Source organism: Aeromicrobium sp., assembly GCF_047607065.1.
In the GTDB taxonomy this organism is placed as follows: Bacteria; Actinomycetota; Actinomycetes; order Propionibacteriales; family Nocardioidaceae; genus Aeromicrobium.
Genome location: NZ_JASGDU010000048.1, coordinates 1 through 13508 on the forward strand (window position 1 = coordinate 1; position 13508 = coordinate 13508).

Consider the following 13508-nt stretch of genomic DNA (forward strand, 5'->3'; position numbering starts at 1 on the left):
CGGCGAGGCCAGGAGCGCGGCGGCATCGGCGTCGGCCCGGCCGCTGCGCCGCAGCCAGGCGGTGAAGGCCCGCAGCGATGTGGCGCGCCGGGCCAGCGTCGAGCGCGCCCGTCCGAGGGTCTTCTGCTGAGCCAGGTGGCTGCGGACGACGCGGATCGTCAGGTCGGCCGGATCGAGCACGCCGAGACGCCGCGCGTGCTCGGCGAGGCCCCGGACGTCGGCCAGGTAGCCGCGCACCGTGTTGCCCGTGAGGTCGCGCTCCAGTCGCAGGTGGCGCTCGTAAGCGTCGACGGCCTCGTCCCACGCCGTCGCCTCGCCGCCCGCCATGCCCCCACTGTGGCCCATCGCCCGCGCCCGGCGCATCCCGACCCCGCGAGGCGATACAGGGGAACGGCAACGACCGTCGGCCACCGCCCGATGTCCTACCGCGTGAGCCAGCCGTCGCCGACACGGCCAGCCCGGCCGCGTCGCTCCAGCAGGATCAGGGCGCTGCGTGCGGTGCGCTGCGATGCCCCGAGCAGGTCGGCCATCGCACCCGCGCTGACGCCAGTACCGGACTGCGGCAACAGCGCGTAGGCGCGCCGCGCGGCCTCGGTCAGGACGTCGCTCGGGTCACAGTCGGCCCAGCCGACCCCGTTCAGCTCCTCGGCGACATCTTTGGCGGAGGTCACCAGCACCGCCTCGCCGGAGCGGACCGCCTGGTGGGTGCCGCCCGATTGCGCCGAGGCCACCGGTCCGGGTACCGCCATCGACAGCCGTCCGAGCCGGTCGGACCAGCGCAGCGTGTTGAGCGAACCGCTGCGCAGGGCCGCCTCGACCACAACCGTCCCGGCACCGAGCGCGGCGATGATCCGGTTGCGGGTCAAGAAACGGTGCCGGAACGGCGTGGAACCCGGCGGGTGTTCGCTGAGAATCCATCCGCCTTCCTCGGCGATGCGCTCCAACAGCGCGGCGTGCGCACGCGGATACGGGACATCGACGCCGCACGCCAGCACCGCGACCGTGCGCCCGGCGACCGCCAGCGCACCCCGATGCGCGCAGGCGTCGATGCCGAAGGCCGCACCGCTGACCACGGTCCACCCCCGGTCGGCCAAGTCGGCACCGAGGTCGCCGGCGACCTGAGCGCCGTAGGTCGTACAGTCGCGAGCACCGACGACCGACACCGCACGGCCGGCCTCCAACGCCCCGCAGCCGCGCACCCACAGGCCCCACGGCCGCTGGCCCGGCTCCGCCACCCCATCCAGGTCGTCGAGCGCGCCCGGCCAGTCGTCGTCACCGGGCACCGTCCACCGTGCACCCGCTGCGTCACCGGCCCGCACGACGTCCTCGACCGGCAGGTCGGCGGCACGGCGCACCCATTCTGCGGGCACCTGCGGCGCACCCGCTTCGCCGCGACAGGCCGCCGCCGTGGCCGACACTCCGTGCGACGCCACGCACTCGCGCAGGCGCGGATCGAGCGGTTCGGCCACCAGGCTGAGCGTCAGCCGATCCCGTGACTCGGCGCTCATGCCGCACTCACCAGCGCCCGCATCGCGGCATCCAGCGGCAGATCGGCCCGCAGACACAGCGCCGTCCGCACGTCCTCGGCACTCGGCTGCCCGTGGCCGTGCAGGTCAGCAATGCTCCACGCCAGCCGCAGCACCCGATCGGCGGTCCGGGGATTCAGCTTGTCGGCCTGCATGTGCCGGTCGAGCAGCAGCCGCGCGTCGTCGCGCACCGGCCATCGCTTGCGCAGCTCCGTCCCCGGCACGTCGGCGTTGAGCCGCCAGGCGGTCCCCGCATACCTCGCATGCTGGCGCTCGCGCGCGAGACGGACCTGCTCGGCCAGTTCGCGCGTCGTGCGCGCTGGTGAAATGGCGGCGGCCAGCTCGGGGCGCGACGGAGACACGAGCGTGCGCCGGATGTCGATGCGGTCGCGGATCGGGCCGGACAGCCGCTCGGCGTACCGGCGTCGCATCGCAGGCGTGCAGCGGCACGACCCGTCCTCGCCGGCTTGACCACACGGACAGGGATTGGCCGCCAACACGAGTTGGAACCGCGCCGGATACACGACGGTCTGCGCCGCCCGCGCCACCACCACCTGCCCCGCTTCCAGCGGCTGACGCAGCGCCTCGAGGACATTGCCGGCGAACTCCGGTGCCTCGTCGAGGAACAGCACGCCCCGATGGGCCAGGCTCATCGCTCCCGGACGCACCTGCCGGCTTCCGCCGCCGACGATGGCCGCCGCGCTCGCGGTGTGATGCGGGTCCAGGAACGGCGGGCGCACCAGCAGCGGCACCTCGGCGGGCAGCACCCCGGCAATCGAATGCACCGCGCTGACCTCGATGGCATCGCGCCGGTCGAGGTCCGGCAGCAGCCCGGGCAACCGCTGGGCCAGCATGGTCTTGCCGACACCGGGCGGCCCGACCATCGACAGATGGTGCCCCCCGACCGCAGCCACCAGCACCGCGAGCCGGACGTCCTCGTGACCGGCCACATCGGCCAGGTCCAGGCCCGCGATCCGCTCGGACGACCCCCACGGCTGCGTCGACGGCGGTCCGAGCGGCGGAACCGGCGGGTCGTCGGGCAGCTCCTGGCCCGTCATCATCGCGACGAGCTGGCGCAGCGAGCGGACCCCGGTGACCGCGATGCCGTCGACCAACTCGGCCTCGGGCACGTTGACCTCCGGCACGACCACGTGCGTACAGCCGGCTTCCGCCGCCGCGATGGTGGCCGGCAGCACGCCCGGCACGGCCCGCAGCCGCCCGTCGAGCGCGAGTTCGCCCACGAAGGCCCCGCCGGCCAGCGCCTCGGCCGGCACCGACTTCTGCGCCGACAGGACCGCCATAGCGATGGCGAGGTCGTAGTGCGATCCAGTCTTCGGCAGGGTCGAGGGGGCCAGATTGATCGTGATGCGCTGATCGGGCCACGGCACCCCGGAGTTGATGACCGCCGACTTGCACCGGTCACGGGCCTCGTTGACGGTCGCGTCGGGCAGCCCGACGATCACCGTGCCCGGCAGCCCGCCCACCACGTCGGCCTCGACCTCGATGGGCCGGCCGGTCAGCCCGTCCAGGGTCACCGACACCACGCGCCCGGACATCAGGCCACTCCGCGGATCGCCGCGACCTCGGCCCTGCCGCGGCACGGCACCACCACCCCGACCACGTCGATGCGCACCGCCGGCGGCTCCACCGCGTGCGCCTCCATCCACGCAGTCGCCAGCCGCCGCAGCCGGATCGCCTTCTGGGTGGTGATCGCCTCGAACGGCCGGCCGTACCTCACGCTGGTGCGCGTTTTGACCTCGCACACCACGAGAGTCGAGCCGTCGCGGGCCACGATGTCGATCTCACCGAAACGGCATGACCAGTTGCGGTCGAGGATCACCATGCCGGTCGCGGCAAGATAGTCCGCAGCGAGCCTTTCTCCGTAGGCGCCGAGCGCCCGATTGCGTGCGTAGGTCATGCCTTCGAGACTCGCGGCGGAGCCTGCCGTAGGCGAGAGCCGATTTCGGCCCTGTGGACAACGCGCGCGACGCCCTGTGGATGACGCCGCTCAGGCGGTCGGCGGGACCTTGAGGTCGGTGTCCTGCTGCAACTCCTCGACGTTGACATCCTTGAAGGTCAGCACCTTGACCTGCTTGGCGAAACGGGCGGGGCGGTAGATGTCCCACACCCATGCGTCGGACAGGGTCACCTCGAAATAGGCGTCGCCGGTCTCCGAACGCACCTTCACGTCGACGGCGTTGCACAGGTAGAAGCGCCGGTCGGTCTCCACGACGTATTTGAAGATCTTCACCACGTCGCGGTACTCGCGGTACAGCGCCAACTCCGCGTCGGCCTCGAAACGCTCCAGGTCTTCGGAACTCATATCGCCTTCTCCTCCTGCAGGACCGACCCTGCCTGGCCACGCAGTGCAGCCTGCACGTTCGCGTAGGACATCCGATGTTCCGAGCACGGCCCGTGCGCCCGCAGCGCGGCGTCGTGGACCGCCGTCGCGTACCCCTTGTGCGTCCGGAAATCGTACTGGGGGTACTGCTCGTGCAGATCGACCATGATCCGGTCGCGCGTCACCTTCGCCACCACCGAGGCCGCCGCGATGGACGCGCTGACCCGGTCGCCCTTCCACATCGCCAGGGCCGGTGCCGCCAACCCGTCGACCCCGAAGCCGTCACTCAAGACGTAGCCGGGACGCACGTCGAGCTGGGCCACCGCCCGGCGCAGGGCCTCGACGTTGGCCCGGTGCAACCCCAACCGGTCGCAGTCGGCCGGGCCGATCACCACGACCGCCACGTCGACTGCGCGCTCCAGCACCAGGTCGAAGCAGCGCTCGCGACGCGCCGGCGTCAGCAGTTTGGAGTCGGCCAGGCCGTCGATGCGGCGATCCAGCACCACAGCAGCCGCCACCAGCGGGCCGGCACAGGCCCCCCGGCCGGCCTCATCGACCCCGGCGACCGGCGTGAGTCCGTGCCGCGCCAGAGCGCGCTCGTAGCCGTACAGGCCGGCATCTCGCCGGATCGCGCGGCCGCGCAGTCGGGTGGTCATCGCGCCGGTTCTACTGCGGATCGTCCGGAACGTCGTCGAAGGCGTCGTTGTCGCCGAGGCCGCCGATGCGGTTCAACGGCCACACGCGCACCCAGGCGATGCCGACGACCTCCTCCAGGCGCACCTGGCCACCACCGGGATCGCCGAGGTGGGCGACGGAGTCGGCGGAGTTGTCCCGGTTGTCGCCCATGACCCACAGGTAACCCTCCTTGACCTCCACGTCGAACTCGCGGTGGCGGATCACGGACTGGTCGAGCACGTACGGCTCGTCGATGGGTTCGCCGTTGACGAGAATGTGCCCGCTGGCGTCGCAGCACTGCACGTGGTCGCCGCCGACGCCGATCACCCGCTTGATGAGGTGCCCGCCGGTCGGCAGCAGCCCGACGGACTCCAAGGTCTTGGAGAAGACGTTGGTGGCCCGCTTCTGCTCGCTCGGACCGAGCCATCCCCCCGGGTCGTCGAAGACGACGATGTCGCCGCGATGCGGCTCCCCGGTCCACAGCGACACCTTCTGCACGAGCAGCTTGTCATCGACGAGCAGGGTCGGCTCCATCGATTCGGAGGGGATATAGAACGCCTGCAGGAAGAACATCTTGACGATGATCGCCATGACCGTCGCCACGACGACCAGAAGAAGGGACTCCTGCCAGATCGGCAGGCTGCGCTTATGCCGATGTTGTCTGCTCGTGGCCACCGGAGAAGGGTAACGGGGCGACCCCACCCATCGGTGGAGCCGCCCCGTCAGAGCCGGTGAGGCGCGTTCAGTCCTCGCGCTTCTCCTTGATCTTGGCCGCCTTGCCGCGCAGATTGCGCAGGTAGTACAGCTTGGCGCGGCGCACGTCGCCGCGCGTGGCGACCTCGATTTTCTCGATGATCGGGGTGTGCAGCGGGAAGGTGCGCTCGACACCGACGCCGAAACTCACCTTGCGGACGGTGAACGTGCGGCCGATGCCCGAACCCTGCACCTTGATGCAGACGCCCTGGAAGACCTGGATGCGGGAGCGGTTGCCCTCGACGACCTTGACGTGAACCTTGAGGGTGTCACCGGCCCGGAACTCCGGGAGGTCGTCGCGGCGCTGCGCGTCGGCGATCTGATCGACGATATTGGTCATGTTCGCTCCTCGCTGGTGCCACAGGTCACCGACGGTGTCAGGGATGGGCCGCACGCCGGAGGTCTGGCGGGGCGATCAGCGTTCCCGGTCGCTTCTCCCCTATGGCAGAGACGACGACCACGCCAGCGAATATTGTGCCACACCGCAGGCCGGTCAACGTCATCGCACCGACGCCCGCCGACGGCGGGACGCCCGCCGGAGCGTATCCGGCGGGCGTCCCTGATCCAGATGGGCGAAGGCGTATCGCTCAGTCGAGCGCGTAACCCTCACCGTGGAGCACCGAGTCGATGCCGGCGATCTCGTCTTCCTCCTTCACGCGGAAGCCGATCGTCTTCTCGATCGCGAGGGCGATGACGAAGCTCGCCACGAAGGAGAACACGATCACCGTCAGCGACGACAGCACCTGCGCACCGAGCAGGCTGAACTTACCGTCGGACAGCACGCTCTCCACGCCGACCGTGCCGAACAGGCCGATGTAGACGCAGCCGATGAAGCCGGCGACGAGGTGGATACCCACGACGTCGAGCGAATCGTCGAAGCCGAACTTGAACTTCAACTCGATGGCCAGCGCCGAGATGGCGCCCGAGACCAGGCCGAGGATGATGGCCCACAGCGGGGTCAGCGCGGCACAGGCCGGGGTGATGGCCACGAGGCCGGCGACGATACCCGAAGCGGCACCCACGGCAGTGGACTTACCGTCCTTGAACTTCTCCACCACGATCCAGCCGAACGCGGCAGCGGCCGGAGCGATCAGGGTGTTGAAGAAGATCAGGCCCGTGGAGTCGACGTCACCGCCGTGAACGCCGGTGTTGAAGCCGAACCAGCCGAACCACAGGATCGCGGCACCGATGAGGACGAGCGGGACGTTGTGGCTGACAGCCTCTTCCTTCGAGAAGCCGATCTTGCGCTTACCGAGGACCAGCGCGAGCGCCAGCGCCGCAGCACCGGCCGACTGGTGGATGACCGTGCCACCGGCCCAGTCGAACGCTGCACCCAAGCCGTAGACGTCGTTCGCGAGCCAGCCATCGAAGCCGGCCTCGGCGTCGAGGCCCCAGAGCCAGCGGAACGTCGGGAACACCACGACGATGGAGAACAGGGCCGCGAAGAGCATCCACGGCCAGAACTTCGCGCGATCGGCGACCGCACCCGAGACGAGGGCGACGGTGATGATGCAGAAGGCCACCAGGAAGGCGTGTCCGGCGAACAGGCCGTACGACTCGGGATCGCTGCTGGCGAGGGCTGTAGCCGTGTCACGCAGGGCGAAGTCCGAGAACGGGTTGCCGAAGAACGGGTTCGAGTCCGAACCGTTCTGCGATGCGATGCCAGCACCGATCAGCGTGTAGAGCAGCGCGACGACGATGATCGAACCGAAGCTCAGCATCATCATGGCGACCACCGACTTGGCCTTGACCAAGCCGCCGTAGAAGAACGCCAAGCCTGGCGTCATGAAGATCACGAGAGCTGCACAGATGAGCAGCCACGCAAGTTCGAGAGACATATCAACCTCGTTGTACTGGTTGTGGTGTTTACTTCGGCATCCCACAGCCACTCTGCTGTCGTTGGAGGAGCCGAGAACATCTTTGGCGACCAACGTTTCGGGCAGGTCAACGAATATGTTTCGGCAAGATTACGCACTTCCTATACCGGTAAAATCCAGTGACACTCAGGTGAACCGGGTCACTCCGGAAGTAGATCGGGGCGCCGCGCGCGGGTGCGCTCCAGCGACTGCTCGCGGCGCCAGGCGGCGATCTTCGCGTGGTGCCCCGACAGCAGGATCTCGGGCACCTCGCGGCCGCGCCAGAGCGCGGGCTTGGTGTAGACGGGATACTCCAGCAGGCCGTCGGCCCCGTGGGACTCCTCCACGATGGACTCCGGGTTGCCCATGAACCCCGGCAGGAGACGCACGACGGCCTCGATGATCGCCAGCGCGGCGACCTCTCCCCCGTTGAGCACGAAGTCGCCCAGCGAGATCTCCTCGACCCTCCAGCGCTCGGCGGCCTCGTCGATGACCCGCTGGTCGATGCCCTCGTAGCGTCCGCAGGCGAACACGAGGTGCGACTCGCCGCTGAGCCGTTCGGCATGCCCCTGGCGAAACGGCAGGCCCGAGGGGGTCGGCACGATCACGACGCTGTCGGGGCTGGTGACGGCGTCGAGCGCCCGGCCCCACGGCTCGGGCTTCATCACCATGCCGGCGCCGCCGCCGTAGGGGGTGTCGTCGACGGTGTGGTGGCGGTCGGTGGTCCACTGGCGCAGGTCGTGGACGGCCAGGTCGATCAAGCCCCCCTGGCGTGCCTTGCCGGGCAGCGACAGGTCCAGCGGAGCGAGGTAGTCGGGGAAGATCGAGACGATGTCGATCCTCACGAGCCGCTCTCCCCGTCGGCGCGCACGGCGAGGGCCGCGTCCGGATCGAGAAGGCCGGGCAGGTCGACGACGGTCAGGGTGCCGACATCGAGGTCGATCTCGGGGACGAGCGCTTCCACGAAGGGCACGAGCACGTCGCGGCCACTGACGTCGATCACGAGAAGGTCCTGGCTCGGCAGGTGGTCGACGCGGCGCACAGTGCCGACGGTGCGGCCTCCGGCGCAAACTTTCAGGCCGATCAGTTGCCGGTCGTAGAAGGCATCGTCTCCGGGGGTTTCGGCGTCGTCGACCTCGGCCTCGACGATCTGCCCGTGCAGAGTCTCGGCCTCGGTGCGGTCGGCGATCTCGGCGAAACGCACGACCAGCCGGGCACCGTGACGGCGGGCCGAAGCGACCGTCAGCGTGCGCCCGGCACAGACGACGGACGAACCCGGCGCGAATCTGCGCTCGGGTTCGTCCGTGCGGATCTCGACGGCCAGTTCACCGCGAATGCCGTGGGCGCGGCCCACACGTCCGACGACGACCTGTGCTGCGGTCATCGAATCGGCTGCCTACCGGTGCCGGTCGACGTCGACGAAGTCGATGCGCGTGGCATCACCGGCAACCGCAGCCGTCACCGTGCGGATCGCCGAGGCCGTGCGGCCTTGGCGGCCGATGACCTTACCCAGGTCCTCGGGGTTGACGCGGACCTCGAACAACTCGCCGCGGCGCGTCTGCTTGGCGCGCACGTCGACCTCGTCGGGGTGGGCGACGATGCCCGAGACGAGGTGTTCGATGATCTCCGCCGTCGGTGCGCCCATGCTCAGGCCTCGGCGGGCGTCTCGTCGGCAGCCGGGGTCTCCTCGGCGGCGGTCTCCTCGGCCGGAGCATCGGCGGCCTTGGCCTTCTTACTGCTCTTCTTGGCCTCGGTGGTGGCGTCGACCTTCGGCTCGGCGTGCAGCTCCTTGAGCGCGGCGTCGAACAGGGCGGCCTTGTCAGCCTTCGGCGCGGGCTGCTTGAGCGAGGCCTCGCCGCCGATGTCACCGGTCAGCTTGAGGATCGCGGCGACCGACTCGGTCGGCTGCGCGCCGACGCCGAGCCAGTACTGCGCACGCTCGGAGTTGACGTTGATCGTCGACGGATCGGTCTTGGGGTTGTAGGTGCCGATCTCCTCGATCACACGACCGTCGCGCTTGGTGCGCGAGTCGGCGACGACGATGCGGTAGAACGGCGCGCGGATCTTGCCCATCCGCTTGAGGCGAATCTTGACGGCCACGGGTGTGGTGTCTCCTTGTAGGTGGATGCTGATGACGTCCGCAGCGCGTGGGGACACGCTCCGGGTGGGTCGGGGGCCGGCGCCGGTGAACTGGATAGAGGGTCCTCACCGCCGGTCGGACACGAAGACCCATTGTGCCAGATGCTCAACCTTCGGCGAGAAACGCCTCCGCGCGCTCCTTGGGACGGCCGATAATCGCCCGGTCACCCCGCACCAACACGGGACGCTGCATGAGGCGGGGATGCTCAACCAGGAGGTCGGCGACCTGCTCGGGTGTGGTGTAGCCGGCGGCGTCCAAGCCCTGTTCGGTGAAGAACGTGTCCTTGCGGACGAGGTCGGCCGGGTCATCCTCAAGCTTGGCGATGAGGTCCAGCAGCGCGGCGCGGTCCAGGGGCTTCTTGAGGTACTGCACCACCTCGATGCCGACCCCGGCGACCGCCGCCACGTCGACGGCGTACCGCGAGGTCGAGCAGGCGGTGTTGTGCAGGACCGTCGTCTCGCTCATGGCGTCACTGTACGTGGAGAGCCGATCAGAACGTGCGCGCATAGATAGGTCCGCCGGCTGAGGTGCGCCCTTCGAGGCCGCTCCTTCCTCGCGGCACCTCAGAACCCGTGAGGAACGAGCGAGCCGAGTCCTGAGGTGTGAGGCCGCCCGCGGCCGAGCCTCGAAGGGCGAAGCCTGCGGTGGTAGGTCCCTTCGAGGCTCGCTTCGCTCGCACCTCAGGGACCGGTGCGGCGGCGTCAGACGGCCAGGCCGAGCAGCAGGACCACGGCGAGTCCGGTGACCGACAGCAGCGTCTCCATGAGCGACCACGACGTGATCGTCTGCCCGACCGTCAAACCGAAGTACTCCTTGACCAGCCAGAAGCCCGCGTCGTTGACGTGCGAGAAGAACACCGAACCCGCACCGATGGCCAACACCAGCAGCGACACCTCCGGCGTCGACAGCTGCTCGGCGAGCGGTGCCATGATGCCCGCCGCCGTCACCGTCGCCACGGTCGCCGAACCGGTCGCCAGGCGGATCAGCACCGCCACGAGCCAGGCCAGTAGCAGCACCGAGAAGCCGCTGTCCTGCACCCAGTCGGCGACCACCTGAGCAATGCCGGTATCGACCAGCGTCTCCTTGAAACCGCCGCCGGCACCGACGATGAACACGATCCCGGCAATCGGCCCCAGGGACGACTCCAGCGTCGCCATCACCTCGTCGCGGCTCATGCCCGCGCCCCGGCCGAGGGTGAACATCGCGACGATCACCGCCAGGAGGAGCGCCACCAGCGGCGTGCCGACGAAGTCCAGCACCCGGCGCAGCGCCGGCTCCTCGTCGCCGTACAGCACGTCGCCGAGAGTCTTAGCGAGCATGAGGACCACCGGCAGCAGCACCGTCGTCATCGTCAGCGCGAACGACGGACGCTGCGGGCGCGCCCGGCGCTCCTGCCCGCCGAACAACTCCGGCGTCGGCACGTCAACCCACCGCGCCGCGACCTTGGCGAACAGCGGCCCGGCCACGATGGCGGTCGGCACCGCCGCCAGGACACCGAGGCCCAGCGTCAGGCCGAGGTCGGCCTTGAGCGCGTCGACGGCGGCGAGTGGTCCGGGATGCGGCGGCACGAAACCGTGCATGACCGACAGCCCCGCGAGCGCCGGGATGCCCAAGGCGATGAGCGACTGGCCCGAACGGCGCGCCACCAGGAAGATCACCGGCATCAGCAGGACCAGGCCGATCTCGAAGAACATCGGCAGGCCGATGATCGCGCCGATGCCCGCCATCGCCCAGGGCAGCGCCACCGGGGAGGCCTTGCCGACGATGGTGTCGACGATCTGGTCGGCACCGCCGGAATCGGCCAGGAGCTTGCCGAACATGGCACCGAGGGCGATGAGCATGCCCACGCCGGCAACGGTCTTGCCGACGCCGTTGGAGAAGCTCGTCACCACGTCGGCCAGCTCACGGTCGGCCACGACGCCGACCACGAGCGAACCCAGCGTGAGGCTCAAGAAGGGGTGCAGCTTGACCACCGTGATGAGCACGACGATCACGGCGATACCGACCAGCGCGGCGGTCACGAGCTGACCGTCACCGGCGGCGGGGACGATGGTGTCAGTGGCACTCAACAGACTCATGCGGGCTGTCCCTTCGGGTCGAGTCCTACGGCGGTGAGGAAGTCGTCGACGATCTGCTCGGGGTCCGCCGCAATGTCGAAGACCCAGCCGCGCTCATCGGGCTGCAGAGGTTCGAGCGTCTGCTCCTGCGAGACCAGCAGCGACGGCGGCATGAAGTGCTCACGGCGGCGCATCCGGTCGAGGATCAGCGCGTGGTCGCCGTGCAGGTGGCAGAACGCCGTGCGCGGTGCCGCCTCGACCAGCAGGTCGCGGTAGACCCGGCGCAGGGCCGAACAACTGATGACCCCGCCGGAGCCGTCGTGGTCGGCCAGCCAGGCCCCGATCAGGGACAGCCAGGGCCACCGGTCCTCGTCACTCAGCGGCGTGCCGGAGGCCATCTTGTCGATGTTGGCCTGGGGATGGAAGTCGTCGCCGTCGGCGTAGTCCAAGCCGAATCGGTCGGCGATCCCGTGCCCGATCAACGACTTGCCGACACCGGAGATGCCCATCACGACCACGAGCGGAGACTGCGTCACACAGCCGACCCTAGACCGTAACGAGGGTCACGGCTAGGGCCTGCTCAGAGCAGGTCCTTGAGCTCCTTCGGCAGCTCGAAGTCGGCCGGCGACTGGGCGGCGTCGCCGAAGCCGAAGGCACCGGCACCACCGGCCGAGGGGGACGCCGACTTCTTCTGCGCCTCCTGCGCCGCGCGCTTGGCCGGATTGCCCGAGCCGCGCTTGGCCTTCTTCTTCTGCGGCTTCTGCCGCGCCGCCGCACGCTTGCCGGGCATGCCCGGCATCCCACCCATACCGGGCATCCCGGGGGCTCCCCCGCCGCGGGCCATCTGCTGCATCATCTTGGCGGCCTCGCTGAAGCGCTGCACCAACTGGTTGACGTCGCTGACCTGACGGCCCGAACCGGCCGCGATGCGCGCGCGGCGCGAGCCGTCGATGATCTTCGGATTGGCCCGCTCGGCGGGGGTCATCGAGCGGATGATCGCCTTGACCTTGTCGAGTTCGCGGTCGTCCAGGCTGGCGAGCTGGTCCTTGAACTGACCCATGCCGGGAAGCATCCCGAGCATCTTGGTCATCGACCCCATCTTCTGCAGGGCTTCGAGCTGGGCCAGGAAGTCGTCGAGGGTGAACGCGCCGCCGGCGAGTTTCTCGGCAGCCTTGGCGGCCTCATCGGCGTCGAAGGCCTTCTCGGCCTGCTCGATCAGCGTGAGCACGTCGCCCATGTCGAGGATGCGCGAGGCCATCCGGTCGGGATGGAAGACCTCGAAGTCGGTCAGCTTCTCGCCGGTAGAGGCGAACATGATCGGCCGGCCGGTGACCTGGCGCACCGACAGGGCCGCGCCGCCACGGGCGTCGCCGTCGAGCTTGGTCAGCACGACGCCGGTGAAGTCCACGCCGTCGGCGAACGCCTGCGCGGTCTGCACGGCGTCCTGGCCGGTCATCGCGTCGATGACGAACAGCACCTCGTCGGGATCGACCGCGTCACGGATGTCGGCGGCCTGCTGCATCAGCTCGGCGTCGATGCCGAGGCGGCCGGCGGTGTCGACGATCACGACGTCATGCAGCGTGCGGCGGGCCTCGGCGATGGACGCCTTCGCCACCTCGACCGGGTTGCCGACGCCGTTGCCCGGCTCCGGGGCGAACACCGTGACACCGGCCTGCTCGCCGACAACCGTCAACTGGGTGACGGCGTTGGGGCGCTGCAAGTCGCAGGCCACGAGCATGGGGCTGTGGCCGTTGTCCTTGAGCCAGCGGCCGAGCTTGCCGGCCAGCGTCGTCTTGCCCGCGCCCTGCAGACCCGCGAGCATGATGACCGTCGGGGCGGTCTTGGCCAGCCGGATGCGCCGGGTCTCGCCGCCGAGGATCGTCACGAGCTCCTCGTTGACGATCTTGATGACCTGCTGCGCCGGGTTGAGCGCCTTGCTGACCTCGACGCCCTGCGCCCGCTCGGCCACGGCGGTCGTGAAGCCGCGCACCACCGGCACGGCGACATCGGCGTCGAGCAGCGCCAGCCGGATCTCGCGGACCGTCGCCTCGATGTCGGCCGCGCTGAGCTTGCCCTTGCCGCGCAGGGACGAGAACGCGGACTGGAGGCGGTCTTGCAGGGAGTCGAACACGAGAGCAGTCTCCGGACGTGGGTCGGGTA

The 13508-nt window shown here is 69.6% G+C and carries 17 protein-coding genes; all 17 read right to left on the reverse strand.

Annotation, left to right across the window (positions count from 1 at the left end):
• On the reverse strand, nucleotides 1–327 hold a 327-nt coding region (locus QM597_RS07505), incomplete at its 3' end, for a site-specific integrase (RefSeq protein ID WP_415004250.1).
• A gap of 95 nt (nucleotides 328–422) precedes the next feature.
• Nucleotides 423–1508: a DNA-processing protein DprA gene (dprA, locus tag QM597_RS07510; RefSeq protein WP_415004251.1), complete on the reverse strand. Its 1086-nt coding sequence runs from the start codon at nucleotides 1506–1508 to the stop codon at nucleotides 423–425.
• Nucleotides 1505–3082: a YifB family Mg chelatase-like AAA ATPase gene (locus tag QM597_RS07515; protein WP_415004252.1), complete on the reverse strand. Its 1578-nt coding sequence runs from the start codon at nucleotides 3080–3082 to the stop codon at nucleotides 1505–1507. The genes dprA and QM597_RS07515 overlap by 4 nt, the downstream gene beginning before the upstream one ends.
• A complete protein-coding gene (locus tag QM597_RS07520; protein WP_415004253.1) occupies nucleotides 3082–3444 on the reverse strand; it encodes a YraN family protein in 363 nt (120 codons plus the stop codon). The genes QM597_RS07515 and QM597_RS07520 overlap by 1 nt, the downstream gene beginning before the upstream one ends.
• A 90-nt stretch (nucleotides 3445–3534) precedes the next feature.
• Nucleotides 3535–3849 carry a DUF2469 domain-containing protein gene (locus tag QM597_RS07525; RefSeq protein WP_415004254.1) on the reverse strand — a complete coding sequence of 105 codons (315 nt, stop codon included), beginning with the start codon at nucleotides 3847–3849 and terminating at the stop codon, nucleotides 3535–3537.
• Entirely contained in the window at nucleotides 3846–4523 is a 678-nt protein-coding gene (locus QM597_RS07530) for a ribonuclease HII (RefSeq protein ID WP_415004255.1), read from the reverse strand. The genes QM597_RS07525 and QM597_RS07530 overlap by 4 nt, the downstream gene beginning before the upstream one ends.
• Nucleotides 4524–4533: 10 nt before the next feature.
• Nucleotides 4534–5217 (reverse strand): signal peptidase I, encoded by a 684-nt coding sequence (gene lepB, locus QM597_RS07535; protein WP_415004256.1) that lies wholly within the window; start codon nucleotides 5215–5217, stop codon nucleotides 4534–4536.
• A 67-nt stretch (nucleotides 5218–5284) separates the two neighbouring features.
• Nucleotides 5285–5635, reverse strand: a complete 351-nt coding sequence (gene rplS / locus QM597_RS07540) for a 50S ribosomal protein L19 (protein ID WP_415004257.1) — start codon at nucleotides 5633–5635, stop codon at nucleotides 5285–5287.
• 247 nt (nucleotides 5636–5882) lie between these two features.
• Nucleotides 5883–7133 (reverse strand): ammonium transporter, encoded by a 1251-nt coding sequence (locus QM597_RS07545; RefSeq protein ID WP_415004258.1) that lies wholly within the window; start codon nucleotides 7131–7133, stop codon nucleotides 5883–5885.
• Nucleotides 7134–7312: 179 nt separating this feature from the next.
• The gene (gene trmD, locus QM597_RS07550) at nucleotides 7313–7996 is read right to left on the reverse strand and encodes a tRNA (guanosine(37)-N1)-methyltransferase TrmD (protein WP_415004259.1); all 684 of its coding nucleotides are present in this window, start codon (nucleotides 7994–7996) and stop codon (nucleotides 7313–7315) included.
• Nucleotides 7993–8535: a ribosome maturation factor RimM gene (gene rimM, locus QM597_RS07555; protein WP_415004260.1), complete on the reverse strand. Its 543-nt coding sequence runs from the start codon at nucleotides 8533–8535 to the stop codon at nucleotides 7993–7995. Before rimM ends, trmD begins: the two co-directional genes overlap by 4 nt.
• A gap of 12 nt (nucleotides 8536–8547) precedes the next feature.
• The gene (locus tag QM597_RS07560; RefSeq protein WP_415004261.1) at nucleotides 8548–8796 is read right to left on the reverse strand and encodes an RNA-binding protein; all 249 of its coding nucleotides are present in this window, start codon (nucleotides 8794–8796) and stop codon (nucleotides 8548–8550) included.
• A gap of 2 nt (nucleotides 8797–8798) precedes the next feature.
• Nucleotides 8799–9251 (reverse strand): 30S ribosomal protein S16, encoded by a 453-nt coding sequence (gene rpsP / locus QM597_RS07565; RefSeq protein WP_415004262.1) that lies wholly within the window; start codon nucleotides 9249–9251, stop codon nucleotides 8799–8801.
• Nucleotides 9252–9396: 145 nt separating this feature from the next.
• Complete coding sequence (locus tag QM597_RS07570; RefSeq protein ID WP_415004263.1) at nucleotides 9397–9756, reverse strand: ArsC/Spx/MgsR family protein; 360 nt, start codon at nucleotides 9754–9756, stop codon at nucleotides 9397–9399.
• 236 nt (nucleotides 9757–9992) lie between these two features.
• Entirely contained in the window at nucleotides 9993–11369 is a 1377-nt protein-coding gene (locus tag QM597_RS07575) for a GntP family permease (RefSeq protein WP_415004264.1), read from the reverse strand.
• Nucleotides 11366–11884: a gluconokinase gene (locus QM597_RS07580; protein WP_415004265.1), complete on the reverse strand. Its 519-nt coding sequence runs from the start codon at nucleotides 11882–11884 to the stop codon at nucleotides 11366–11368. The genes QM597_RS07575 and QM597_RS07580 overlap by 4 nt, the downstream gene beginning before the upstream one ends.
• Nucleotides 11885–11928: 44 nt before the next feature.
• Complete coding sequence (ffh, locus tag QM597_RS07585; RefSeq protein WP_415004266.1) at nucleotides 11929–13479, reverse strand: signal recognition particle protein; 1551 nt, start codon at nucleotides 13477–13479, stop codon at nucleotides 11929–11931.
• Nucleotides 13480–13508: the final 29 nt, after the last annotated feature.

What these genes read in the sequence shown, in the direction of transcription:
- dprA (WP_415004251.1), bottom strand. Translation starts at nt 1,508, where the DNA reads ATGAGCGCCGAGTCACGGGATCGGCTGACGCTCAGCCTGGTGGCCGAA.
- QM597_RS07515 (WP_415004252.1), bottom strand. Translation starts at nt 3,082, where the DNA reads ATGTCCGGGCGCGTGGTGTCGGTGACCCTGGACGGGCTGACCGGCCGG.
- QM597_RS07520 (WP_415004253.1), bottom strand. Translation starts at nt 3,444, where the DNA reads ATGACCTACGCACGCAATCGGGCGCTCGGCGCCTACGGAGAAAGGCTC.
- QM597_RS07525 (WP_415004254.1), bottom strand. Translation starts at nt 3,849, where the DNA reads ATGAGTTCCGAAGACCTGGAGCGTTTCGAGGCCGACGCGGAGTTGGCG.
- QM597_RS07530 (WP_415004255.1), bottom strand. Translation starts at nt 4,523, where the DNA reads ATGACCACCCGACTGCGCGGCCGCGCGATCCGGCGAGATGCCGGCCTG.
- rplS (WP_415004257.1), bottom strand. Translation starts at nt 5,635, where the DNA reads ATGACCAATATCGTCGATCAGATCGCCGACGCGCAGCGCCGCGACGAC.
- QM597_RS07545 (WP_415004258.1), bottom strand. Translation starts at nt 7,133, where the DNA reads ATGTCTCTCGAACTTGCGTGGCTGCTCATCTGTGCAGCTCTCGTGATC.
- rimM (WP_415004260.1), bottom strand. Translation starts at nt 8,535, where the DNA reads ATGACCGCAGCACAGGTCGTCGTCGGACGTGTGGGCCGCGCCCACGGC.
- QM597_RS07560 (WP_415004261.1), bottom strand. Translation starts at nt 8,796, where the DNA reads ATGGGCGCACCGACGGCGGAGATCATCGAACACCTCGTCTCGGGCATC.
- QM597_RS07570 (WP_415004263.1), bottom strand. Translation starts at nt 9,756, where the DNA reads ATGAGCGAGACGACGGTCCTGCACAACACCGCCTGCTCGACCTCGCGG.
- QM597_RS07575 (WP_415004264.1), bottom strand. Translation starts at nt 11,369, where the DNA reads ATGAGTCTGTTGAGTGCCACTGACACCATCGTCCCCGCCGCCGGTGAC.